General features: G+C 61.3%; 18 protein-coding genes. 14 read left to right on the top strand and 4 right to left on the bottom strand.

The genetic code is table 11. The annotated features are described in order from the left end of the window. Window positions 1-218: 218 nt before the first annotated feature. Both ACR0IR_RS00140 and ACR0IR_RS00135 read left to right on the top strand, forming a co-directional pair. Complete coding sequence (locus ACR0IR_RS00140) at window positions 219-3,518, top strand: adenylate/guanylate cyclase domain-containing protein (RefSeq protein WP_170365148.1); 3,300 nt, start codon at window positions 219-221, stop codon at window positions 3,516-3,518. Beyond that, a complete protein-coding gene (locus ACR0IR_RS00135; RefSeq protein WP_480778950.1) occupies window positions 3,515-4,732 on the top strand; it encodes a hypothetical protein in 1,218 nt (405 codons plus the stop codon). The genes ACR0IR_RS00140 and ACR0IR_RS00135 overlap by 4 nt, the downstream gene beginning before the upstream one ends. Here the strand turns inward: ACR0IR_RS00135 and ACR0IR_RS00130 are convergent. Then, complete coding sequence (locus tag ACR0IR_RS00130; protein WP_170365149.1) at window positions 4,713-8,381, bottom strand: flavoprotein; 3,669 nt, start codon at window positions 8,379-8,381, stop codon at window positions 4,713-4,715. The two genes, ACR0IR_RS00135 and ACR0IR_RS00130, sit on opposite strands and share 20 nt — an antisense overlap. A gap of 350 nt (window positions 8,382-8,731) precedes the next feature. Between ACR0IR_RS00130 and speB (ACR0IR_RS00125) the strand changes: the two genes are divergently transcribed. Beyond that, on the top strand, window positions 8,732-9,697 hold the full coding sequence (gene speB, locus ACR0IR_RS00125; RefSeq protein ID WP_170365151.1) for an agmatinase: 966 nt from the start codon (window positions 8,732-8,734) through the stop codon (window positions 9,695-9,697). Window positions 9,698-9,709: 12 nt separating this feature from the next. On the opposite strand, the gene ACR0IR_RS00120 is transcribed toward speB (ACR0IR_RS00125), so the two are convergent. Continuing rightward, window positions 9,710-10,228, bottom strand: coding sequence for a ZrgA family zinc uptake protein (locus ACR0IR_RS00120; RefSeq protein WP_170365153.1), 519 nt, complete (start codon window positions 10,226-10,228; stop codon window positions 9,710-9,712). 284 nt (window positions 10,229-10,512) lie between these two features. Between ACR0IR_RS00120 and ACR0IR_RS00115 the strand changes: the two genes are divergently transcribed. The 10 genes from ACR0IR_RS00115 to speB (ACR0IR_RS00070) all read left to right on the top strand — a co-directional run bounded on the left by ACR0IR_RS00115 (window position 10,513) and on the right by speB (ACR0IR_RS00070) (window position 21,603). Beyond that, complete coding sequence (locus ACR0IR_RS00115) at window positions 10,513-11,784, top strand: imelysin family protein (RefSeq protein WP_480778949.1); 1,272 nt, start codon at window positions 10,513-10,515, stop codon at window positions 11,782-11,784. A gap of 116 nt (window positions 11,785-11,900) precedes the next feature. Continuing rightward, window positions 11,901-12,194, top strand: coding sequence for a (2Fe-2S)-binding protein (locus tag ACR0IR_RS00110; protein WP_170365157.1), 294 nt, complete (start codon window positions 11,901-11,903; stop codon window positions 12,192-12,194). Beyond that, window positions 12,142-12,627, top strand: a complete 486-nt coding sequence (gene bfr / locus ACR0IR_RS00105; protein ID WP_149776400.1) for a bacterioferritin — start codon at window positions 12,142-12,144, stop codon at window positions 12,625-12,627. The genes ACR0IR_RS00110 and bfr overlap by 53 nt, the downstream gene beginning before the upstream one ends. Further along, window positions 12,599-14,134 carry a di-heme oxidoreductase family protein gene (locus ACR0IR_RS00100; protein WP_174825003.1) on the top strand — a complete coding sequence of 512 codons (1,536 nt, stop codon included), beginning with the start codon at window positions 12,599-12,601 and terminating at the stop codon, window positions 14,132-14,134. Before bfr ends, ACR0IR_RS00100 begins: the two co-directional genes overlap by 29 nt. Before the next feature lie 3 nt (window positions 14,135-14,137). Next, window positions 14,138-15,148: an imelysin family protein gene (locus ACR0IR_RS00095; RefSeq protein ID WP_170365162.1), complete on the top strand. Its 1,011-nt coding sequence runs from the start codon at window positions 14,138-14,140 to the stop codon at window positions 15,146-15,148. Window positions 15,149-15,151: 3 nt separating this feature from the next. Continuing rightward, window positions 15,152-16,240: a DUF1513 domain-containing protein gene (locus ACR0IR_RS00090; protein ID WP_170365164.1), complete on the top strand. Its 1,089-nt coding sequence runs from the start codon at window positions 15,152-15,154 to the stop codon at window positions 16,238-16,240. Window positions 16,241-16,339: 99 nt separating this feature from the next. Next, complete coding sequence (speA, locus tag ACR0IR_RS00085) at window positions 16,340-18,229, top strand: biosynthetic arginine decarboxylase (protein ID WP_170365166.1); 1,890 nt, start codon at window positions 16,340-16,342, stop codon at window positions 18,227-18,229. A gap of 23 nt (window positions 18,230-18,252) precedes the next feature. Next, the gene (locus tag ACR0IR_RS00080) at window positions 18,253-19,464 is read left to right on the top strand and encodes a saccharopine dehydrogenase family protein (RefSeq protein ID WP_170365168.1); all 1,212 of its coding nucleotides are present in this window, start codon (window positions 18,253-18,255) and stop codon (window positions 19,462-19,464) included. Between the two features lie 130 nt (window positions 19,465-19,594). Beyond that, the gene (gene nspC / locus ACR0IR_RS00075) at window positions 19,595-20,764 is read left to right on the top strand and encodes a carboxynorspermidine decarboxylase (RefSeq protein ID WP_170365169.1); all 1,170 of its coding nucleotides are present in this window, start codon (window positions 19,595-19,597) and stop codon (window positions 20,762-20,764) included. Continuing rightward, a complete protein-coding gene (gene speB, locus ACR0IR_RS00070; RefSeq protein WP_170356946.1) occupies window positions 20,761-21,603 on the top strand; it encodes an agmatinase in 843 nt (280 codons plus the stop codon). Before nspC ends, speB (ACR0IR_RS00070) begins: the two co-directional genes overlap by 4 nt. Here the strand turns inward: speB (ACR0IR_RS00070) and ACR0IR_RS00065 are convergent. After that, window positions 21,600-22,190, bottom strand: coding sequence for an HD domain-containing protein (locus ACR0IR_RS00065; protein WP_170365171.1), 591 nt, complete (start codon window positions 22,188-22,190; stop codon window positions 21,600-21,602). The genes speB (ACR0IR_RS00070) and ACR0IR_RS00065 overlap by 4 nt on opposite strands. Window positions 22,191-22,288: 98 nt before the next feature. On the opposite strand from ACR0IR_RS00065, the gene ACR0IR_RS00060 reads away from it, so the two are divergent. Continuing rightward, window positions 22,289-23,131 carry a LysR family transcriptional regulator gene (locus ACR0IR_RS00060; protein WP_170356944.1) on the top strand — a complete coding sequence of 281 codons (843 nt, stop codon included), beginning with the start codon at window positions 22,289-22,291 and terminating at the stop codon, window positions 23,129-23,131. A gap of 2 nt (window positions 23,132-23,133) precedes the next feature. On the opposite strand, the gene lptF is transcribed toward ACR0IR_RS00060, so the two are convergent. After that, window positions 23,134-24,273, bottom strand: a complete 1,140-nt coding sequence (gene lptF / locus ACR0IR_RS00055) for an LPS export ABC transporter permease LptF (protein ID WP_170365175.1) — start codon at window positions 24,271-24,273, stop codon at window positions 23,134-23,136. Window positions 24,274-24,302 lie beyond the last annotated feature (29 nt).

The following is a 24,302-nucleotide window of genomic DNA, read 5'->3' as shown; positions in this document are numbered from 1 at the left end:
ACGAGTCAACTCTGACTTGATCTTGATCAGATTTGCTCATGGATTGAGCAAACGAATCCTTCCTGAAATCCAACTCTGGAAAGGCGCGGCACAAAGCTGATCCGAAAACCGGAAACGGCGGATTGCGCAGTCATAATCGAATATTACTATAAAAAATGCAGACTCGACCCGGTGGTCTGTACTAGGCTGCCTGCGGGTGGATACTTCTGAGGGCACCAATGTCTGGCGACCTAAGGGAATGGCTGAGCGCCCTTGGGTTGTCCGATTACACCCAAGCGTTCGCGGAAAACAAAATCGACTTTGCAATTCTTCCTGAACTTACGGGCGAGGATTTGCGCGAGATCGGAGTGACTGCCGTCGGCGACCGTCGTCGGTTGCTGCGCGCGATATCCGAGTTGGACGTCCCGGAAACCGTCGGCGCGTTTGAACCCGAGGTTGAACTGGAACCGGCAAAACGTCAGGTTACGGTTCTGTTCGCGGACCTGACCGGCTTTACCAAATTGTCCAGCGAACACGACGCCGAAGACATGCACGCGCTGCTGAATGCATTCTTCGGCAAGGTCGACCGCGCCGTCGAGAAATTTGGAGGCCGGATCGACAAGCATATCGGAGACGCCGTCATGGCGGTGTTCGGGGCGCCGATCTCGCACACCAATGACACCGAACGGGCGGCCCGCGCCGCGCTGGAGATTCACGCCGCGCTGCCCACACTTGACCCGCCCCTGTCGTGCCATATCGGCATCGCCTCGGGGCAGGTCATCGCCAGCACCACCGGAAGCGAGGCCCATACCGAATACACCGTGACCGGGGACGGCGTGAATCTAGCGTCCCGCCTGACCGACATTTCTGCGCCGGGTCAGACGCTGGTGTCGGATGACATCCAGCGCGCGCTTGGCCCACTGTTCGTCGGCGAGGCGATCGGCACCAAGGCAATCAAGGGCCTTAACAAGGAGGTCGGAATCTGGCGTCTGGACCGTCTGGCCCGGAACATTCGCACGCGGCGCCACAAATTCATCGGGCGGGAACGCGAGATGTCGCTGTTCTCGGCAACATTCGACCGGTGCCAGCGCCATGGAAAGGGTGAGGTTCACATCATTCTTGGCGAACCCGGTATCGGCAAGACCCACTTTTCGGAACAGGTGGCCGAGCTGGCCGCAAACCGGTCCTATTCGATCCACGGGGGCGTGGTGATGGATTTCGGCACACGCGAAGGGCATTCGGCCATCCAGTCCATCGCCCGCAGCCTTCTGGGGCTCGACCCGACCGACGACTCCGATGCCAGCACCGCAGCCGCTCATGACGCGATCAGCCGGAGGTGGATCAACCCCGCCAGCTCAGCCCATCTGAGCGCCCTGCTCGAACTTGAACAGGATCCCGGGCTGGCCGAAGTCTATGCCGCGATGGACAACGCCGCACGCATGCGGGGTCGGCGACAGGTCATCGACGAACTGCTGCAGGCCCGCAGCCGCGAGGCCCCCCTTCTGCTCCAGGTCGAGGACATCCATTGGGCGCCACCGGACATTCTGACCATGTGCTCTTACATGGCCGCCGCGACGCGGGACCTGCCTTGCGTTCTGATGATGACCAGCCGGGTCGAAGGCGACCCGATCGATCGGGAATGGCAGATGGGAACGGACGGTGCGCTGGTGTCCAAGCTTGAGCTTTCGCCGATGGGCGACGAACAGGCGCGGAAACTGGTCGAAGAATTCACCGCCATCGACCCCGAGCTGTTGGAAACCTGCGTGCAACGCGCCGGAGGCAATCCGCTGTTTCTCGAGCAACTGCTGCGCAATATCGACGGCCTGACCCGCGACACCGTCCCCGGCAGCATCCAAGGCATCGTGCAATCCCGTCTGGACGGGTTGGATCGTCGAAGCAGAACGGCGATTCAGGCAGCATCGGTTCTGGGGCAGCGGTTCTCGCCCGAAGTTCTGAACTATCTGCTGGGTGAAGGCCATCTGGACACGTCCGACCTGATCCGCTCGGCCCTGATCCGCGAGGCCGGGGCAGATCTGATGTTTGCGCATGCTCTGATCCGCGACGGATCCTATGCGACACTGGTCAAGTCCGAGCGCGCCCGACTGCACCGGCAGGCAGCAAGCTGGTACGAGGGCAAGGACGCCACCTTGCGCGCCCAACACCTGGACCGTGCCGACGCCTCAAACGCAGCCGAAGCCTATCTGGAGGCCGCCGAAAACCTGATCCAGGCCTTCCAGTTTGACGAGGCCAGCCCGCTGATCGAACGCGCGCTCGAGCTTTCGGCGCCGCCGGGTATCCGGTTTGACCTGATGTGTGCCCGCGCGGAAACCCATCGACTTCAGGGCCTGTCGGACGAGGCCCTGAGCGAGTTCAACGAAGCCGCTGCCTTGGCCGAGACTGACGCGCAGATTTGCCGCGTTCATATCGGTCTTGCACAAGCCGCACGCCAGGCCAGCCTGTACCAGGATGCGCTGCACAGCCTCAACATCGCCGAGGCCGCCGCTGAACGTATCGGATCGGAACGGGATCTGGCCCAGATCAGCTATGTTCGCGGAAACATCTATTTCCCATTGGGACGAGTCGCGGATGCTCTGCAAAGCAACGAAAAAGCACTGACGCTGGCGCGCAAACTGGAATCCGTCCGGCTGGAGGTCGGCGCCCTCAGCGGCTTTGGCGATGCGAATTTCATGAATGCCGCCATGCGCACCGCCGCAGGGTTCTACACTCAGGCCGTCGAAAGAGCGCGGGACAAAGGACTGGTCCGGGACCTGGCCGCCAACCTTCACAATCTCAGTGTCGCCCGCAGTTACTCAGGTGACGTGGAGCAAGGTCGGGCCGACGCGCAGGAAGCCATCGAAATCTCGCAGAAATACTTTGCCTTCGTGCCGGAATGTGTCGCGCAGACCTGCCTGGGCGTCGCGTGCACCTTTCAGGATGACATGGACGGTGCGCTGCAGGCCTTCATCCAATCCGCCGATATCGCCCAGCGCGTCGGTGCCAAGCGACTCGAGGCTCAGGCTCTGGAACACTTAGCGCGGGCGCAGGTTTATGCCGGGCAAAGGCACGAGGCTGAACAGGTGGGGCGGCGCGCCGTGGAAATCGCGTTGGAACATGGCCGCAACTTTGTCGGCCCCAAGGCGCTGTCGGCATTGGCCTTGGCTCTGGACGATCCGGATGCCCAGGATGATCTGTTGGATCAGGGCGTTCGGATACTGGGCGAAGGCTGCGTTGGGCATAGCCACCTGCATTTCTACGCAGATGCCTGCGCCGTGATGCTGGCCCGCCAGAATTGGGACCGCGCGATCCGCTTTGCCGACGCCTTGTCTGAGTTCACCGCCTCGGAGCCGCTGCCGATGGCCGATCTGTCCATCCGTCACACCCGTCTTCTTGCTGCGACCGGGCAACAGGGCCTCGCCCTGTCTGACCACGCCGAGTTTCCAGAACTTCGATCACAGTTCGATGATCTGGGCGTGGTGCGGTCGCTGATGGGGCATCTGGATTCCCCGGTGGCCGGGATGGCCGGTCAACCGACGGCATGAGCCGCATGACGATGGAACAACAGGAAGAAACAGGGCGCGGAATGACGGTCGAGAAAAAGGTCTGGGGCCTGTCAGGCCTCGTGTCGCTGATACTGACGGCCGTATTGTTCTACCTTTGGGCATCGCTGAACCATTTCGAGCAGGACCCGACCCAATTGCCGGATCAAGCCTCGGTCGATACCTATCTGGACTCGCTGGAGAACGCGCCGGATTATCGGGTCAGGACGGGAATATTCCTCAAATCCTTCAGCTTCGTCGACGCAAGCGATGTCCACGTCACTGGCTATGTCTGGCAGCACTATCAAACCGGCATCCATGACGCGATCAAGCCCGAACCCGGTCAGGCCGGGTTCCTTCTGCCCGAGTCCGTGGATGTCGGGAGCGGCCTTATCGAAGAAGCCTACCGGATGCCAGAACCCGGTGGCGAAGTGATCGGCTGGTACTTTGAGCAGACCCTGCGCCAGTCCTTCGACTACACCAGCTATCCTTTCGACCACAAAACCGTCTGGGTGCGGTTCTGGCCGGGCCGGTTTGACGTGAACGTCGCCTTGGTTCCCGACTTCGACGCCTATCCCGCGACTGGGCCAAAGGACATTTTCGGGATCGACAACCGCATCGTCATGGGCACTTGGGAGCGCGAAAACACCTATTTTGACTACAAGCTGTCCGATTTGGACACGACGCTGGGCATCAACCAGAACGAGTTTCAGACCAGACTGCCCGAACTGCACTACAACTTTGTCATCAAACGCAACTTTGCGAACGCCTTCGTTGTGCATATGATCCCATTGATCGTGGTCACGATGCTTCTGTTCGGCGCCGTAATGACGGTGACGCGGAAGCCGAACCTGGTCGAACGGCACGATTTCAGCACCTCAAGCGTGATCGGAACCTGCTCGGTCCTGTTCTTCGTGATCCTGCTGGCCCATGTGCAATTGCGCGAAGGTTTTGCCGGGTCACCGGTGATCTACATGGAGTCCTTCTTTTTCTTGATGTATTTCATGCTGCTTGTAGTCTCGGTGAACACCTATCTGTTCGTCTCCGAGTCCGCACCGTCGCTGCGCTTGATCCACTATCGTGACAACCTGATTCCAAAGGCCGCGTTCTGGCCTTTTGTCCTGAGCTGCATGATCGCGATCACGGCCTACAACCTCAGCCTCAAGTCACCTCCGCCAACGGATGCGCCCGAAGCCATCACGCATCAGGACGGCTAGTGGCCGCCTCATACCCGGGCTTGAGCGTCCCGGTGGCCATGTCGATCGAGTATTCGTCGACCAACTCGGACGCACCGCTTTCCAGTTCGGCAAGATATTTTTCCGGATTGGCGATGACGTAGACATAGGCGGGTTTTTTCACCCCATCCATCAGGACATTGATCCGCCTGCGGACATAGACATTGTCAGCCGCGGCCGGTCCGTGAAAACCCTCGAGCTTGTCGAGTTCCTTCAACCCGCCCGAGGTTACCCGGTAGACCTCGCCCTTGATCGGACGGCCAGTGCCCTTGCGATCCACCAGTGTTGCCATGCGGTGCAAATAGGCACAGTTCGGGTTGTCGCAAAACGGCTCTTTCGGAACGATCAGGGGCATGGGCTGCCGAGTGACCGCCTGTCCAACGAAATCATCCAGAACGTCCGCATGAGCGTCGTGGTTTGGGAATCCTTTCTTGAGCGATCCGTAGGTGAAATAAAGGTAGGTCTTTTCGCGTTCATCGATCAGGTTGTCTTCGTCTTCCACCTCTTCCGGTTCCGACAGGGCGTGCGTGTTGGCCCATTCGTCCAACATCGCGCGGATCTCGTCCGACACCCTGATGCCCCTGGACCGCGCCGGATCCTGCAGAAAGTGGATCAGAAGGCTTGCATCGATGCTCTCCGCCGCCAGCAGGGTTTCGACCATCTCGGCCGAGTTGTTCATCACGGCGACATGCAGGCTGGTAAATCCGTGGTCATTGACCGCGTTCACGTTGATACCTCTTGCGATGAGGGCTTTGGCAGCCTCGATGTCCGGTTTTCCCAGGTCTTGCCCGTTCTCGGTCAACTCCCCCTCGCCGCCCGCCGCATAGTGCAGCAGCGTGTCGCCATTATGGTCATCGACAATGTCGATACCGGCGACCCCATCATCTATGGCCTGAAACACCGGCTCCCATTGGGCGAAGTCATCCGAGGCCGCAGCATCCTGCGCCCATTTGCAGATATTGTGTTCGTGGTTTTCCAGCTCTTCGAAGGCTTCTTCCAACACCTCCATGATCTGGTCGGGCGTGGCCATCATGCCGATGCCCATCATCCCGTTCGACAAGCGCCCCTTGCGGGGACCCACAAGATCAATCCCCAGATCGCGCAGCTTTTCGACGTTGTTCTGGGTGGTGACGTTGTTCCACATGTTGGTGTTGCAAGCCGGGCAAAGGATCGCCGGCTTGTTGCGGTACTGCCAGGCCACAAAAACCGAGGTCAGCAGGTTGTCGGCAATGCCGTTGGCGATCTTGCCCATCGTGTTGCAGGTGACCGGCGCGACAATGACGCAATCGGCCCAGTCGCAAAGGGCCAGATGCGACGCGCGCAAGGGCATCCCGAACTCGGTATAGCGAAAGTTCCACTCGTCATCGTCGCGGTAGTAGTCATTGTGGGTGATGTAGTCGTCGACCGTCTTGGTTTTCTTCCCCGTCTTTTCCGCCTTGCGGGCCTCGCTGGCCTTGTCGGTCCCGATATCGCGAAAGAACTTTTCGGCCGAAACCGAAGGGATCAGTTTCACGTTGTGACCTGCCTCGGTGATCCGGGCGACCAACTGAGGCACCTTGTCCGCAGCCGACGAGCCGCAGGCGCACAACAGAACGTTCCGGCGACCGTTTGGCGGGGCCGTCAACCCGCCCTTGGGATATCCGAAGATGTTCTTGTCGAGACTCGGCGACTCGTGGCGCAGCAAGACAGGCAGACCGGCTTTCTTCATGTCTTCCTGCAGGCCGCCATCCAGGATCATATCAACGATATCGCTGCGCTTGCCCAGGCATTTCCCATGGAAGAAGAGATACGGCACCTTTTCCTTGCCGCTTTCCGCCACCAGTTGCCGGCGCATTTTCATGGCGTTGGCCCCGTGTCCGGCGACATCGACCAGTTTCAGACCGGTCGCGCCGATATTGGCCAGAATGTTCTTCAGCATGTTCGACCACGGGTCCTCATCCTCGTAGAACAGAACCAGCGGGTTTTCCCGGACGATCCGCGCCACGTCGCTGGGGTCTTCCGGGGGCTGGGTCTCTTCGATCACCAGCATGGCCGGGCTTTTCAGGTCGCGCAGCCCTCGAAAGATATGCCCGCGCGGCGCCTGCCAGACCTGCGAAGTCGCCGGGCTCATATCGACGACCGTGACAAGGTCGGCCTTTTCGTCATAGGCCACGCACAAGCACCAGAACTCTTCCAGCAGCGCCGTCTCGCGGAACACGTTTTCGGGCGGCCGGATCACCTCGAACCCCAACACGCGGTTGAAGTCGATGTTGATCATTAGGTGGCGCCCCTCATGTTCGTTCAGACTGCGCAGCTGATCCTGGAACCAGTCTTGCGGCGACCTTTTGTCCTTCCCGGGTCGCTCGGCATAACTGCGGAACGTGCTGCCGATATGCACCTCGGACGTTCCAGCCAGATACCGCTGGGCCATCTCGCTCATCTTCTTGGCGGTCGAAACCCGGCTCAGCGCCTCGGTGTACGAGGTCTGGGTCGCAATCAGCAGCTTGTCTTCGGTGACCTGGACATCGCCCAAAATCTGTAGGCTTTCGGCCAGAACGCCCAGGCTGTTCATGTTCGGGCTGGCCCGCCGGAACAGGTTGCGGCGCTTCTTGGGGTCTCGGGCCAGATACCGGGTGCTGTCCACATAGTTGCAGTCCTGCCGGAAGGTCTGCAACGTGGTCTTGACCGCCTCGCGCGCCGAAAACCGCAGCAGACCGCGCGCCCGCATCGAGGTGCCGTCGCGGTCGGACATGGCTGCGTACAGGCGGTCGATCGTGGTGACCCACAGCTTGCCGTATTTTTCGGGATGCACATCCATCATGTGCACCAACCCGGTGCTGGGGTTGCACTTGGCGATCACCGCGAAATGGCCGCCGGGCATGGTGGGCTTGCCATGCGCGACCCCAACCTGAAAATTCGCCACCAGAATGTCGTTGTCTCCGCCCAGACGATTGGACTCGTCAATCGCCTCAAGCAGCAGTGGCACCGAGGTCGTTGCCTCGTCCATGAAATAGGCCTGGACCTGCACAAGGTCGCGCAGACCCTGCGAATGAATATAGGTGCAGGCCACGTCGAACAGTTCACCCAGCGAGATGCCGTCATTGACGACAAAGCTGGTGGGCAGTTCGCAGACCCGGAAGATGTCGTTCACCTCGCAGCTGAAGCCCAGCGCCGACATGCTCAGCGCGGCCGCGGTCACGCTGCAGCAGTTGATCGGCTGCTGGAAATTCTGAAGATGCACGCTGACCAGATCGCCGAACAGAGTGGCGTAGCATTCGCGTCGAATTTCCGCGGGAATATCCAGCCACTCGTTACTGGCCAGAAAGGCCAGCCGAGTGCCGGGCAAGGCCACGGCCTGCAGGCTGACCGGTATGTCGCGGATCTCCAGATGCTCTTCGTAGAAATAGTCCCCCGTATCGGCGGTCGCCAGATCAACGTCGTTCTGGCGCAGCTTCACGATGCCATCCAAAACCACATACATCCCGCGCGGCGGCAGAACCGTGTCCTCAAGAACTTCGACCAGATCGAAATGCTGCCTGAGCCGCTCGGTGCTCTGCCGCACCTTTTCGCCGGGCAGAACGGCGAATATCTTCTCCCAATCGGCAGATGTGGCTTCAATCGGTTTTGAATTGGAAATCGTTTGTGTGGTCACGGCCAGTTCCTCCCCCAAAAAGTCAGTGGCGCAATGGTTTCGTATTTCGTGGTCACTTTCCTGAAATCAGCATTTGTACTTTGCAGTCTCCCCCGCCGGACAAACGGCAGACCGCCCGACGCGTGGCGCCATTCAATGCTGGCTCCACCCCTCAATTTGCGCAGGCAATACGAGCGATACCTTCACACTTAGTACAGATTTGCAGAAAAATCACTGGAATTGTGGGGTTTACCCAGCTTCGCAACCTGATGCACCGCTGGGGCAGAGCGGCCTTGATTGATCGGGTGATAGACGCCAACGTGCAAGCAACCCGCCAGACCCGCGGCCGGTTCAAAGCAATGGAGCCCCCAATGTCAAAACATGGATATGAATCCGGCCGCCTGAATCTGCCGTTCGTCGGCATCGCCACATTCGGCAAGAAGCCATATGTGCAGGATTGGGACCGGATCGATGCCGATGTCGCCATCCTGGGCGCCCCGTTCGACTTCGGCTGCCAATACCGGTCCGGAGCCCGGTTTGGCCCGCGTGCGGTGCGCGAGGCGTCCACTCTGTTCAGCTTTGGTCATGCAGGTGCTTATGATCACGAGGACGATGCCACCTACTTGGGCGAAGAGGTGCGCATCGTCGATCTGGGGGATGCCGACATCATCCACACCAAGACCGAAGCCAGCCACGCGAATATCGAATACGGGGTGCGCAAGATCCTTGAGGCCGGCGCTCTGCCCGTGACGATCGGTGGTGACCATTCCGTCAACATTCCCTGCATCAACGCCTTTGATCAGGACTGCGCCCGAAACGGTCCCATTCACGTGGTCCAGATCGACGCGCATCTGGATTTCGTGGACGAGCGTCATGGCGTTACGGCGGGCCATGGAAACCCGATGCGGCGGGCGATCGAGAAGGACTATGTCTTGGGTATGACCCAGCTGGGCATCCGCAATGTCTCATCGACGGCGAAAGAAGGTTACGAGGATGCACGCGCGCGCGGCTCCGACATCTTGTCGGTACGGCAGGTCCGCAAGCTGGGGACCGAAGGAGTGTTGGACCGCATCCCCTCGGGCGTCCGATACTACGTGACCATCGACATTGACGCGTTTTGCCCATCCATTGCACCGGGCACCGGAACACCAAGCCACGGCGGTTTTTTGTACTACGACGTTCTGGAAATCCTGCAGGCCCTTGCCCGGAAAGGGCAGGTCGCTGGCATCGACCTTGTCGAAGTTGCCCCGGCCTATGACCCGACCGAAAGCACGCAGATCCTTGCCGCGCAACTGTTGCTGAACTTCATCGGCTTCATCTTTCACCACAAGGAATGAAAGAAACCCCGGTCACATCAACTCGGAGAGATCAACCAACGGGGTCTCTCGTGTGACCGCAACGGCGTGACTACCACCCGGTGACTGAACCCGCACGTCCACACGTTCAGCCTGCGAAAACCGATCGAAGTAATCAAATCTCATTTCACCAAGCGCCTGAAGGTTGCTGCACCTGACCGTATATTCGGCCTGAAATTCGGGCCGGTGATCGTCAGCCCCCAAGGCCGACCCGGCTTCGCCGCCGACCAGCGCCACGTTCGCCGTGGCCGTGGCACAACCCGCCTCGGCAGTGACCGCGAACAAGGTCATGGGCTGCGACAAGTCCGAAATCGCGACCGCGACCTTCGCCTTTTCCTCTGCGCTCGAAGCGGGAAGTTCAAAGCCAACGATTTCAGACGCAGGAACAGACAGGGACAGCGTGTACCCCGAATCCAAAAACGCGATCTCCAGTGCTGCGGGTTTTGGCGCCCCTTCCTGCTGCGCGTCCAACGCAAGGGGAAACACGCAAAGGGCAAACGCCAAGGATCTCATCACGCAACCACCACTAACTCAAGAATCACACCATCATTGTATCTGCACGCCTTCCGCAGGCAACGGCGCGCAACCCCGTCTGACCCCGCTGGAAATGGCTAGGCAGATCCAGAGAACCCATCCAGCCAAACCGTATTTGGCCAAAACAACGGCGTGTTTCACAATTAATTCCCGACTTAAAGACTCGGGTTGACATAACTTACAATTTCACTCAGTTAATATTCATCTCAGCACCCGCACCGGGTGCTCTTGCCCATTCATTTCGACAGGAAGGCCTGAACTTCATGACCCGCGTATTTTCGACGACCAGCCTGGCAGCCTTGCTGATGGCAACGGCGGCAGCCGCCGGCGACGCCCCCGCCAAGGTCGACATTCTGGAAACCTATGCTGACATTGCCGAAGCAAAATATGATGACAGCCTGCGTGCTGCCCGCAACTTGCAGGCCGCCGTTGCCGCGCTGGTTGACCAGCCTTCTGCTGAAAATCTGACCGCCGCACGCCAGGCCTGGGTTGCGGCGCGTGTTCCGTATCAACAAACCGAGGTCTATCGCTTCGGCAATCCCATCGTCGACGAATGGGAAGGCAAGGTGAATGCGTGGCCTCTGGACGAGGGTCTGATCGACTATGTGGATGCGGCTTATGGCGGCGTGACGGACGAAAACGAGCTTGCAGTTCTGAACGTGATTGCCTCGCCTAGCTTTGAGCTGTCTGGCCAGCCGGTCGACGCGACCGAGATCACGCCCGAGCTGCTGTCTGAGACCCTGCACGAGGCCGACGGGATCGAGGCCAATGTGGCAACGGGTTTTCACGCCATCGAGTTCCTGCTGTGGGGCCAGGATCTGAACGTTCACGGCGAGGGCGCCGGCAACCGTCCGTGGACGGACTATGCACAGGACAAGTCCTGCACCGGCGGCAACTGCGATCGCCGGGCCCAGTATCTGGTGGCCGCGACCGACCTGCTGGTCTCGGACCTGGAATGGATGGCCGCGCAATGGCAGGACGACGGTGCCGCGCGGGCGGCCCTGACCGACGACGCCGACTCGGGCATCAGTGCAATTCTGACGGGCATGGGATCCCTGTCCTATGGCGAACAGGCCGGTGAGCGCATGCGCCTTGGACTGATGCTGAACGACCCGGAAGAAGAGCATGACTGTTTCTCAGACAACACGCACAACAGCCATTACTATGACGGGTTGGGGATTCAGAACGTCTATCTGGGTCGGTATGTCCGGATTGACGGTACTCCGGTTTCGGGTCCGTCCCTGTCGGATTTGGTTGCGGCCTCGGACCCGGCTCTGGACACCGAGATGAAGACCAAGCTGGCCAACACAATGTACGCGCTAGGCCAGATCAAAACCGCAGCCGAGGCCGGATTAGCCTACGATCAGATGCTCGAGCGCGGGAACGTCGGTGGCGAAACGCTGATCATGGGCGGTGTCGAAGGTCTGATCGATCAGACCAAGACGATCGAACGTATCGTGTCCGTGCTGGGCTTGGGCAATGTCGCATTCGAAGGGTCCGACAGCCTCGACAACCCCGACGCCGTTTTCCACTGATGAACCAAAGCAGCCGGGCGCAGCGACCGCTTGCGCCCGACCCTGCGACAAGCTGTGTCTGGACCCGAAGCAAATACCCTACTATTTGACTAGGAATTACGAAAGGCCGAGTCGCCATGATCGTCTGCCACTGCACCAACATCACGGATCACGAGATCCGCGCGGCAATCGACTGGATGCGCGCGGCAGATCCTCAAACCATCATCACGCCGGGCAAGATTTACCATGCTTTGGGAAAATCGGCGGATTGTGGCGGGTGTATGCCGCTGTTTCTGGACACGATGCGCGCAACCGATAACCTCGAAGTACCCATGCAACTCCGCGCCCTGCGCGTGGATGATACACAGGAGAGTGCAGATGAAGGGCGACCCCAAAGTCATCGAATACTTAAACAAGTCCCTGCGGCATGAATTGACCGCAGTCAGCCAGTACTGGCTGCATTACCGCCTGCAGGAGGACTGGGGCCTGGGCCACATGGCCAAGAAAAGCCGCGAGGAAAGCATCGAAGAGATGCAGCACGCGGACAAGCTGATCGAGCGGATCATCTTCCTCGGCGGCCACCCCAACCTGCAAAAGCTCGACCCGCTGCGCATCGGCCAGACGCCCAAGGAAACCCTGGAATGCGACCTGGCGGCCGAGATCGACGCCCGGGCCCTGTACAAGGAAGCGCGCGAATACTGCCAACAGGCCGGCGACTTCGTGTCGATGGCGCTGTTCGAACAACTGATGGCCGATGAAGAAGGCCATATCGATTTCCTCGAAACCCAGCTCGATCTGTACGAAAGACTCGGCGAAGCAAATTATGCGCAACTCAATGCATCGAAAATGGACGAGGCCGAATAAGACGGGCCTCTTCGTGGTGGCCGTTTTTGCGGCCACCCCTTCCCTGTCTCAGGATCTGCGGGACAGTCATTTGAACCCCCTCCCCCGAACCGACGCTGAACGGGCACGGATCGCCACAGTCACCGCAGCGCCGTCGGATTTCACGCAGCCCCAGCGCTATGAGGACCTGCCGGCAGGCGCCGCGACGGTGCGCGCCCGGACCGATGCGGATGCGTTCTCGCAACCCTCGGCCAACCTGAGCTTTGAGCAGGAGCTGGATTTCAAGGTCGGCAACGGGCTGTTCAAGAAGGTCTGGGTGTCGTCTCCGTCCTCGACTCTGGCCTCGGATGGGCTGGGGCCGCTGTTCAATGCCCGGTCGTGCCAGCGCTGTCACATCAAGGACGGGCGTGGCCACACCCCGGCCGGACCCGAAGACAACGCCATTTCGATGTTCCTGCGCGTTTCCATCCCCGGAACGCCTGCGGACGCGCCGGAAGGGATCGAAGGGTATCTCGCTACCCTGCCCGAACCCACCTATGGCGGCCAGATGCAGGATTTCGCCCTGCCCGGCCACCAGGCCGAATACCGGCTGGACATCACCTACGAGGAAATCCCGGTGGAACTGTCCGACGGCGAAACCGTGTCGCTGCGCAAGCCCACCTACAGAGCGGCCGATCTGGGCTATGGGCCGTTGCACCCGGACGCGATGCTCAGCCCACGCGTGGCGCCGCAGATGATCGGTCTGGGCCTGCTCGAGGCGATCCCGGCCGAGGACATCCTGGCCAAGGCCGACCCCGACGACGCCGATGGGGACGGGATCTCGGGGCGGCCCAACATCGTGTGGTCGACGGAATTCGGCGAACCCATGCTGGGCCGGTTCGGGCTGAAGGCGGGCATGCCGACGATCATGGAGCAGTCGGCCGCGGCCTTCGCCGGCGATATCGGCATTTCCAGCCCGCTCTACCCCGCGCCATTTGGCGACTGCACCCCGGCCCAGGCCGATTGCCAGACCGCCCCGCATGGTGACGGCGACGAACGCGGCTTCGAGATCGACCAGCAGGGCATGGATCTGGTGGCCTTCTACAGCCGCAACCTGGGCGTTCCCGCCCGGCGCGATGTGGATGACCCGCAGGTTCTGCGCGGGAAAGAGGTGTTCCACACCATTGGCTGCGCGTCCTGTCACACGCCCGCTTTCGTCACCCACCGCCTGCCCGACCGGCCCGAGCACAGTTTCCAGCTGATCTGGCCATACACGGACCTGCTGCTGCACGACATGGGCGAGGGACTGGCCGACAACCGCCCCGAGGCCCGCGCCACAGGCCGCGAATGGCGCACCGCGCCACTATGGGGCATCGGCCTGACCAAACGGGTCTCGGAGCACACTCAGTTCCTGCATGACGGCCGCGCGCGCTCGCTTCTCGAAGCGGTCCTGTGGCACGGCGGCGAGGCCCGGGCCGCGCGCGATGCGGTCGTTTCCATGCCCAAGCCAGATAGAGATGCATTGATCCGGTTCCTGGAGAGTCTCTGACCTATGCGCCTGATTTCCCTGATACTCTCCATACTGATCCCCATCTGCGCCACAGCGCAAAGCCGCGATGAGATCCTGACCGACGTGACCCAAGCCCATATCCTGCCGCGTTTCGATCACCTTGTCGAAGCGACGGCTGCGCTGGATGCCACTGCTCGCGCGGACTGCGCGCCGGGGTCCGCCGATCTGCGCGCGGCCTATCACGCTGCCTTCGACGCCTGGATATCCGCCAGCCATCTGCGGTTCGGCCCGACCGAGGTCGGAGACCGTGCCTTTGCCCTGGCCTTTTGGCCCGACAGCAAAGGGTTCACGCCCAAGGCGCTGTCGGCGATGATCGCGGCCGAAGACCCGGCCATTGCCGACCCCGATGCCTTTGCCGAAACCTCGATCGCGGGGCGCGGCTTCCTCGCGCTCGAGAGGATGCTGTACGACCCGGCCTTTGCCGATCAGGGCGATGCGGCCTATCGCTGCGGGTTGATCCGCGCCATCGCCGCCGACATCCACCGCACCGCCCGGGCCATCGACCGGGACTGGCACGGCTATGCCCGCATCCTTACCCAACCCGGGCCGGACAGCCCCTATCGGTCCGCCGATGAAGCCCTGCAGGAGCTCTACAAGGCCCTGACCACTGGGCTCGAATTCACGGCCGATACGCGTCTGGGCCGCCCGATGGGCAGTTTCGACCGCCCCCGCCCCAACCGGGCCGAGGCCCGCCGGTCGCTGCGGTCGCTGCGGCATGTGGAACTGTCGCTGGTGGCGCTGCGCGATCTGGCGGCGCGGCTGGCGGCCGACCACCCGCAGATTGCCGCCGCGCTGGACGATGCCTTTGCCCGCAGCATCGCCCGGGCGCAGGCGCTGGACGATCCCGCGCTGGCTGGCGTGGCCGAGCCACAGGGGCGGCTGCGGATCGAGGCGTTGCAGCAGTCGATCAACGACATCCGCAGCTTGGCCGCCGCGCAGTTGGGTCCGACCCTGGGCATCAGCGCCGGGTTCAATTCATTGGACGGAGATTGACCGATGACCAGCCGCCGAGGATTTCTGGCCGGTTTGGCAGCGGCCACTCTTGCCCCCCTGCCGGGCTGGGCTGCGGTCGGTTCGCCCGATTTCCTGTCGGCTGCGCTGTTCGACGACGGGTCGTACCGCCTGGTCGGGTTGACCAGTTCGGGGGATGTGCGGTTCTCGGTCCCCCTGCCCGGCCGCGGGCATGCCGCCGCCGCCCATCCTCATCTGGCGCGGGCCGTTGCATTCGCGCGCCGTCCGGGGCGATTTGCGCTGGTGATCGATTGCGCGACCGGGGACCAGCTGGCCCGGCTCGACGCGCCGGACGGGCGTCATTTTTATGGCCACGGCGCGTTTTCGCCCGACGGCCGCCGGTTGTTCACCACCGAAAACGACTATGAGGCTGGCACCGGGGTCATCGGCGTCTGGGACGCGGCCGAGGGCTATGCCCGAATGGGCGAGTTTTCTTCGGCGGGGGTCGGCCCCCATGACGTAGTGTTGATGCCCGACGGTAAATCTCTTGCCATTGCCAACGGCGGCATCGGAACCCATCCGGACACAGGGCGCACCAAGCTGAACCTGCCGACCATGCGCCCGAACCTGACCTATGTCAGCCTCGACGGATCGGTTCTGGAACAGGTCGAGCTGCCCGCGGCGCTGCACAAAAACTCGATCCGGCACCTGGCCGTTCGCGCGGATGGCCTGCTGGCCTTTGCGATGCAGTGGCAGGGCGACCTGTCCCACAAGCCGGCCCTGCTGGGGCTGCATCGGCGGGGTGGCCGTTACCACCTTCTGTCCGCGACGGATGACATTCAGGCGACGCTGGCCGGCTATGCAGGCAGTGTCGCCTTTTCCGCCGAGGGGCGGCAGGTCGCCATCACCTGCCCACGCGGCAACGCGCTGCACGTCTTTGATGCCGAGGCAGCTCGTTTTGACAGCGCCCATTCGTTCAGCGACGTGTGCGGGTTGGGCCCCGGGCCATCCGGCTTTGTCTTTACCACCGGGCATGGCGATGTGGGGCATCTGGTTGGGTCAAACCCGGCGGTATCGCCCCATACTGGGGTCCGTTGGGACAACCATCTGGTTCCCATTCGCCCTGCGATCTGAATTGGGCTAACCTCCGATACAGATTACACTTGGAAGAATCGAACGGCTGCCGTATTGGCGGGCGAAATTTCCACGCCTGCAACGCAAGGACTGACTTGATTGAAACAAACGCCCGTCGCACCGCATTCCATCTACGGGGTTGAAAAATGGGGCAAGGGTCTCATCGAGGTGACGGAGGACGGCGAGATCAGTCTGCGCAATCCCATGGCACCCGATGCGGCGGCTATCAGCCTGCCCGGTATTCTGCACGACCTTGATCAGCGCGGGATCAAGGCGCCGATGATCCTGCGCATCAGCTCGTATCTGGAACGCGAAATCGCGCATATCAACGAAAGCTTCCGCGATGCGATTGCGCGTACCGGCTACAAGGGGTCCTATCGCGGCGTGTTCCCGATCAAGGTGAACCAGCAGGCGCAGGTCGTCGACCGGATCGTCGAGTTCGGCAAGCAATACAATTACGGGCTCGAGGCCGGATCGAAGCCCGAGCTGGTAATCGCACTGGCGCATCGTCTGGCCCCCGAGGCGCTGATCGTGTGCAACGGCGTCAAGGACGCGGAGTTCATCGAGCTGGCCATCCTCAGCCGCAAGATCGGGTTCAACACGGTCATCGTTCTGGAAAGCCCGAAAGAGGCCGACACGGTCATCGAGGTCTACAAACGGCTGGGCATCGAGCCGCTGCTGGGCGTGCGGGTGAAACTGACCAACCAGATCAGCGGCAAATGGCAGGAAAGCTCGGGGGATCGGTCGACCTTTGGCATGAACACCGATCAGCTGGTCGCGGTCGTCGACAAGCTGCGCGATGCGGGCCTGCTGCATTGCCTGAATCTGCAGCATTCGCATCTCGGCAGCCAGGTGCCCGACGTGAACGACGTGCGCCGCGCCGTGGGTGAGGCCTGCCGTTATTACACCGAACTGACCCGCGAGGGCGTGCCGCTGACGCACCTGGATCTGGGCGGCGGGATGGGCGTCGATTACACGGGCGAAAAGAAGGCGACCGAGAACTCGATCAACTACACGGTCGAGGAATACTGCGCCAATGTGGTGGAAACCGTAGCCTATGCCATGGACGAGGCCGAAGTGAACCACCCCACGCTGGTGACCGAGAGCGGCCGCGCGGTGGTGGCGACCTCGTCGATGCTGGTGTTCAACGTACTGGAAAGCACGCTTTATGACGCACCCAACGGCCCCGAGGTGGAACCCGACGACCACCACATGGTGTCCGATCTGGCGGCGGTGAACGGTTATCTCAGCCACGACCGGCTGCAGGAATGCTGGAACGACGCCACTTTCTACCGCAACGAACTGCGCGCCCTGTTCCGCCGCGGTTACGTGGACCTGCGCCAGATGGCCCGGGCCGAGCGCATCTATCTGTCGCTGATGGCGCGGATCAAGGCGCTGGCGGCCTCGGACGAGGTTGAAACCGATGTGGACGACCAGCTGGAAAAGCTGGCCGACATCTATCACTGCAACTTCTCGCTGTTCCAGTCGCTGCCCGATGTCTGGGCGATCGACCAGCTGCACCCGATCGTACCGCTGCAGATGCTGGACCAGGCCCCCGACCGCCGCGCGGTGCTGTCGGACATCACCTGCGACAGCGACGGAAAGATCGACCGGTTCATCCTGGCCGACGGCGTCGCGCCCAGCCTGCCCGTGCATTCCCTGCCGGAAGATCGCGATTATTACATGGGCGTGTTCTTCGTCGGCGCCTACCAGGAAACCCTAGGCGACCTGCACAACCTGTTCGGCGACACCAACGTGGTCACCATCGACCTGCGCCCCGATGGAGGGTTCGACCTGCTGCATGAACAAGAGGGCGACACGATCAGCGAAGTCCTGTCCTATGTCGAGTTCGACCCAAGCGACTGCATCGCTGCCTTCCGCAAGATGGTCGACGAGGCGATCTCGACCGGTACGCTCAAGGCGAATGAACGCAAAACCCTGATGACTGCCTATCGCGACAGCATCAACGGCTATACCTACTACGAATAACCCCGGCGAAAGGAGAATTTCCCATGGGCAAGACACTGGTTGTTGGCGCGGGTGGCGTCAGCCACGCCGCCGTGCACAAGATGGCGATGAATTCCGACATCTTCACCGAGATTACGCTGGCCAGCCGCACCAAGGCGAAATGCGATGCCATCGCCAAATCGGTCAAGGAGCGCACCGGGGTCGACATCAAGACTGCCGAGCTTGACGCCTACAAGGTCGCCGACACCGTCAAGCTGATCAAGGACACCGGGGCCGAGCTTCTGGTGAACCTGGCGTTGCCCTATCAGGACCTTGTGCTGATGGATGCCTGCCTCGAGGCCGGGTGCCACTATCTCGACACTGCCAATTACGAGCCCGAAGACGAGGCCAAGTTCGAATACCACTGGCAGTGGGCCTATCAGGACAAGTTCAAGCAGGCCGGCCTGACCGCCATCCTCGGCTCGGGCTTCGATCCCGGCGTGACCAGCGTCTTTGCCAAGTGGCTCAAGAAACACAAGCTAGACACGATTCGCCAGATCGACGTTCTGGACGCCAATGGCGGCCAGAACGATCAGGAATTCGCCACCAACTTCAACCCCGAGATCAACCTGCGCGAAGTGCTGGCCGACGCCCGCCACTGGGAAGGCGGCGAGTGGAAAGTGACGCCGGCCATGACCCACAAGGTCGAGTTCGACTTCCCCGGCATCGGCCCCAAGAACATGTACCTGATGTATCACGAGGAACTGGAGTCGCTCAGCACCCACTTCCCCGAGATCGAGCGCGCCCGCTTCTGGATGACCTTTGGCGATGCCTACATCACCCATGCCAAGGTGCTGGAAAACGTCGGCATGACCCGGATCGACCCGGTGATGCACGACGGCAAGGAAATCATCCCGATCCAGTTCCTGAAAACCCTGCTACCCGATCCCGGCGATCTGGGCGCCGAAACCAAGGGCAAGGCCTGCATCGGCGACATCGCCACCGGCCAGGCCAAGGACGGCTCGGGCGAAAAGACCTACTACATCTACAACATCTGCGACCACGAGGAATGCTACCGCGAGGTCGGCAGCCAGGCCGTCAGCTACACCACCGGCGTCCCCGCCATGATCGGCGCGGCGCAAGTGCTGAAGGGCAACTGGCGCGAGCCGGGCGTTTGGAACATGGAGCAGCTCGACCCGGATGATTTCATGGACATGCTGAACAAGCATGGCCTGCCTTGGCAGGTCCACGAACTCGACGGCCCGGTCGAGTTCTGAACCCTCGGGGCGGTCCGCGCGACCGCCCTGCTTCATCTGGCCCAAAATATCCCGGGGGGTCGCCATTGGTCCGAGCGACAATGGCGACAAGTCGCACCCCCGGCTTATCCACCAATCGGAGACGCCGGACATGACCCAACTGATGCAGACACAGGCCGGAGACGCCGGTGCCTTCCGCACCTTCGACCTCAATCGCGTTCCTACGCCTTGCTTCGTCGTCGACGAAAAGGCAGTGGAGCGAAACCTTGCGGTTCTGGCCGATATCGGCGAGCGGTCCGGCGCACATATTCTGTCCGCGCTCAAGGCCTTCTCCATGTTCGCTCTGGCCCCGCTGGTGCGCCAGTATATCGGCGGCACCTGCGCCAGCGGCATCCACGAGGCCCGGCTGGGCCGCGAGGAATATGGCGGCGAGGTCGCGACCTTCTGCGCGGGCTACAAGGAAACCGACATCGACGAAATCCTTGCGCTCTCAGATCACATCATCTTCAACAGCCCCGCGCAGAAAGACCGCTTTTTGGCCAAGGCACAGGCCGCCGGGCGGCAGGTCGGGCTGCGCATCAACCCCGAACATTCCGAAGGCGAGGTTGCGAAATACGACCCCTGCGCCCCGTGCTCGCGCCTCGGCACCCCGGTCAGCCAACTAGACGCCAAGGCGCTGGAGGGCGTGGATGGCCTGCACATGCACACGCTCTGCGAACAGGGGTTCGAGCCGCTGGCGCGCACATGGGCGGCGATCGAACCGAAGCTCGCGCCATTCCTAAACAGCCTGAAATGGCTGAATTTCGGCGGCGGCCACCACATCACCCGCAGCGACTATGACCGCGACGGGCTGGTGGAGTTCATCAAGGCCATCCGCGCCAAGTACGGCGTCGAGGTCTATCTGGAACCCGGCGAGGCCGTGGCGCTGGACGCGGGCATCCTGGTGGGCGAAATCCTCGACCTGCCGCACAACGGCATGGATCTGGCGATCACCGACATCTCGGCCACCTGCCACATGCCCGACGTGATCGAGGCCCCCTATCGCCCCGCTCTGATGGACGAGGCCGAAACCGGCCACACCTATCGTCTGGGCGGTCCATCCTGCCTGGCGGGAGACGTGATCGGCGACTACACCTGGGCCGAGCCGCTGCAGATCGGGCAGCGTTTTGCCTTCCTCGATCAGGCGCATTACTCGATGGTCAAGACCAACACGTTCAACGGTGTGCCTCTGCCCACCATCGCCCTGTGGAACAGCGAAACCGATGACCTGAAGATCATCAGGGAATTCGGCTACGACGACTTCAAAGAGAGGCTTTCATGAGCATTTTTCTCGACAGCGAACTGACCGAGGCCGAACGCAGCGAAGATGCCCGGTTCCGTGTAATCCCGGTACCGCTGGAGCGCACGGTCTCCTACGGTTCGGGCACGGCAGGCGGTCCCGCCGCGATCATCGCAGCCAGCAATGAACTCGAACGCATCACTGGCCATTCCGAACCCTGTGTTGATGGCATCTTCACCGAACCTTCGCTGGATTGCACCGGCCCGCTGCCGGACGTCATGGAGCGTCTGGCCCAGCGCACCGAGGCTGCGATCCACGCCGGAAAGGTGCCGGTCACGCTGGGCGGTGAACACTCGCTGAGCTATGGCGCGGTGATGGGCGTGGCCCGCGCATTGGGTCAGCCCCTCGGCATCGTGCAAATCGACGCCCATGCCGACCTGCGCAACGCCTATCAGGGCGAGAAACACAGCCACGCCTCGGTCATGCATCTGCTGGCCGAGGAAGGCGTCCGTCTGGCGCAATTCGGCGTACGCGCCTTCTCGACCGAAGAAGCCAAAAGCCGTCTGAGGAACCGTGTCTTCCATGTGGATGCCGAAGAGCTGGTTACCGGCAACATTCATGCCGTCGACCTGCCCGAGGACTTTCCCGAACTGGTCTATGTCAGCTTTGACGTCGACGGGCTGGACCCGTCATTGATGCCCGCAACCGGCACGCCGGTTCCGGGCGGGCTGGGATACTATCAGGCGCTGCATCTGGTCGAACACGCCTTGAAAGGCCGCCGCTGCGTGGGCTTCGACGTGGTCGAACTGGCCCCGGACGGCAACGCGGCGTGGGATTTCACCACGGCACAGATCGTCTATCGCCTGATGGCCTCCTGCTAGTCCTCGGCGGTTTCGTTGAGTTCCATGTGCCCCTCGCCCTTGTTCAACACGCGGCGCAGCATGGGCTCGAAGAACTCCAGCGGCCTGGTCAGATAGTCCGGGTCGAACGCCTTTTGATCGTATTCGTGACAGAAATAGCGGCAGTCCTCCCAGTAAGGGCTGTCGCGATACTTGTCGCGCGCGTTGCGGTCTCCGCCCAGGTGGTGATTGTAGTAATAGCCCTGGAACACGCAGTGATGTTTCAGGATCCAATGGGTCCGTTCGCTGACATAGGGCTTCATCATCGCTGCTGACAGCTCACCGTGGTTGTAAGGCGACAGGATGTCCCCGGTGTCATGGATCAGAGCAGCCACGACCAGTTCCTCATCCGCGCCATCCTCGTAGGCCCGCGTCGCGGCCTGCAGGCTGTGCTGATACCGGTTGACCGGATAGGGTGTCCATTCCTCGTCCAAGGACCGGATCGCGTCCAGAATCCGGTCGGGCAAAGCCGCGTTGTACGCCTCTTCATATTCCATGACGGCGTCCCAATCGGCCTTGGTGGCCTCTTCGAAACTGGTCCAGGTGGGTTTGTGGCTTTTGTCCAGCATGGCGGGTCCTTTGTCTGCGGGTCACAGCCAGACTAGTCGCGACCAACCAATAGAAAAAATGAATTGATTTTATCACAGCGATCAAAAAATAGTGCCACATGCAGATGCGTGAGCTCGAAACGTTTTTGTGCGTGGCGGAAACCGGTGGTTTTCATGCTGCGGCACGGCGGATGAATGTGACACAGACGGCTGTCAGTGCACGGATTCGCCAGCTTGAGGCCGCCACGGGCAAAACGCTGTTTTCACGTGGTGCCGGCGGTACCAGCCTCACCGACTTCGGGGCACAGTTCAAACCCTATGCCGAACAGATTCTGTCGCTTTGGTCCTTCGCCTCGCAGGACCTTCCAGCCCAAAGTCAGGGTCGTGTGGCCCTTCGCTTGGGCGCTCAGCTCAGCATCTGGGACCCGCTTCTGGTCGATCTGGCCGTCCGGTTCGAGCAGAGGTTTGGCAAACTTCTGTTGACGCTCAACTATGACCACACGCTGAACATGGCCGAGGCCGTTGCTTCGCACGTTCTGGACGTGGCTTTGACACATGAGAGGCCATCGCGGTCCGGGATTTCGTGCCAGGACTTGCCGCCTGAGCACTTGATCCTTGTCGAGACGCCCCATCTGGCTGAGTCCGGTACCGATCCTGTTTTCATCAATCTCGAACTTGGTGAAGGCTATCAGGAACATATACGCGGTCTGGCCCGGCTCTCTGCTGGGCAAACCGTGTTTCTGGGCAATTGCATGATGGCACTGCGCTATATCCTGCAACGCGGCGGGCGCGGTTTTTTCCCGCACAGCGTCGTCGCCCCGCACTTGGAGAACGGCGCGCTTCGCAAGGTCGAGGAAGCCGCACCACTAATTCTACCGGTCCACTTGGTCTCGCGCGCCGAGGATGACCACCCAAAACTGTTGGATGAATTACGCCAGTGCCTGTCAGAGCTGCGGGGCTGACCTCAGGCTGGGGATGGCGCGGGTGCGGCAGTTCTCACCCGCCGGCGAATGATCGGTCTTCCGGCGAAAGCGAGGAACACGGCCGATATTGCGAACCCGACAACGGCCGGACCATAGAGCAGCGGCCATAGCTTCGCATCCTTGATCACCACCGGAGATACGAACCCACGCACGCCTTCCAACAAGACAAGAATCGTGAATGCTGCGAATATCTGTGGCCAAAGGCCGAACCGGGAAAAACTACCCAGCATCAGAGTCGAATACCCCACCAGCGCCACGGTGATGCAGATCGCGATCCAGGAAAACCGCTGGTGCAGCTCTTCCACCAATTCCCCCAACGGGTAGCCATCCGCCGCAGCGACGGCGTCAAGATCGCCCAACAACTCGATCGTCGGAATCGCCTCAAGACTGCGGCGTCCATTGTCGGTGTTTCGGGACAGCTCCGAAATGTCGTATGATGCATCGTCGAAAAGGGTCGACGACAGGGTCTTGCCTTCCTTGTTCAACCGCAGTGCAACCCCATCCACCATCACCAGATGAACGCCGGATCCGTTGTTCACCAGATAGGCGGACGTGCTGGAGTATGTGGCGGGGTTTTCCTGATCGCGACGGTCGGACACGAACACCTCGCGCAATGTGCCATCCAGATCAATCCGACCGATATAGACGGTCACGCCCCGAGCCGGGTGCATGAACTCCCCCTCGTTGAGCAACTGCGCGGTGATGTCACCTGCCACCTCGGCCTGGCGCAATTCCAGCTGTTCTACGGAAGCGGGCCGCAGAATGACGCTGACGATCGCCATCATCAGCCCCGCCACCAGACCAAACAGCAACACCGCCCGGCCCAGCCGCCATGGGCTGGAACCGGTGGCCAGCATCACGGTCAGTTCGCTTTCCCGGCTCAGCCGGTTGGTGGCATAGACTGCGGCGGCAAAGACCGCCATCGGCATGACCGTTCGGACAAGTGTTGGCAGGGTCAGCGCCGTGAACTCCAGAAAAACCATAGCCGACTGGCCGCCACTGATGACGTGTTCGAACAGGCTGACCGAGCGGGTGATCCAGAACACGCCCACCAGAACAAGCGTGAAGAAGCCGAAAAGAACCAATAGCTGCCGCAGGAAATACCCATCAAAGCGCGACATGTGACCTCTTTCGGCTGTTTTATCCTGGC

This window comes from Ruegeria sp. CF2 (genome assembly GCF_056537385.1).
This window is presented reverse-complemented; position numbering and strand designations above follow the sequence as displayed.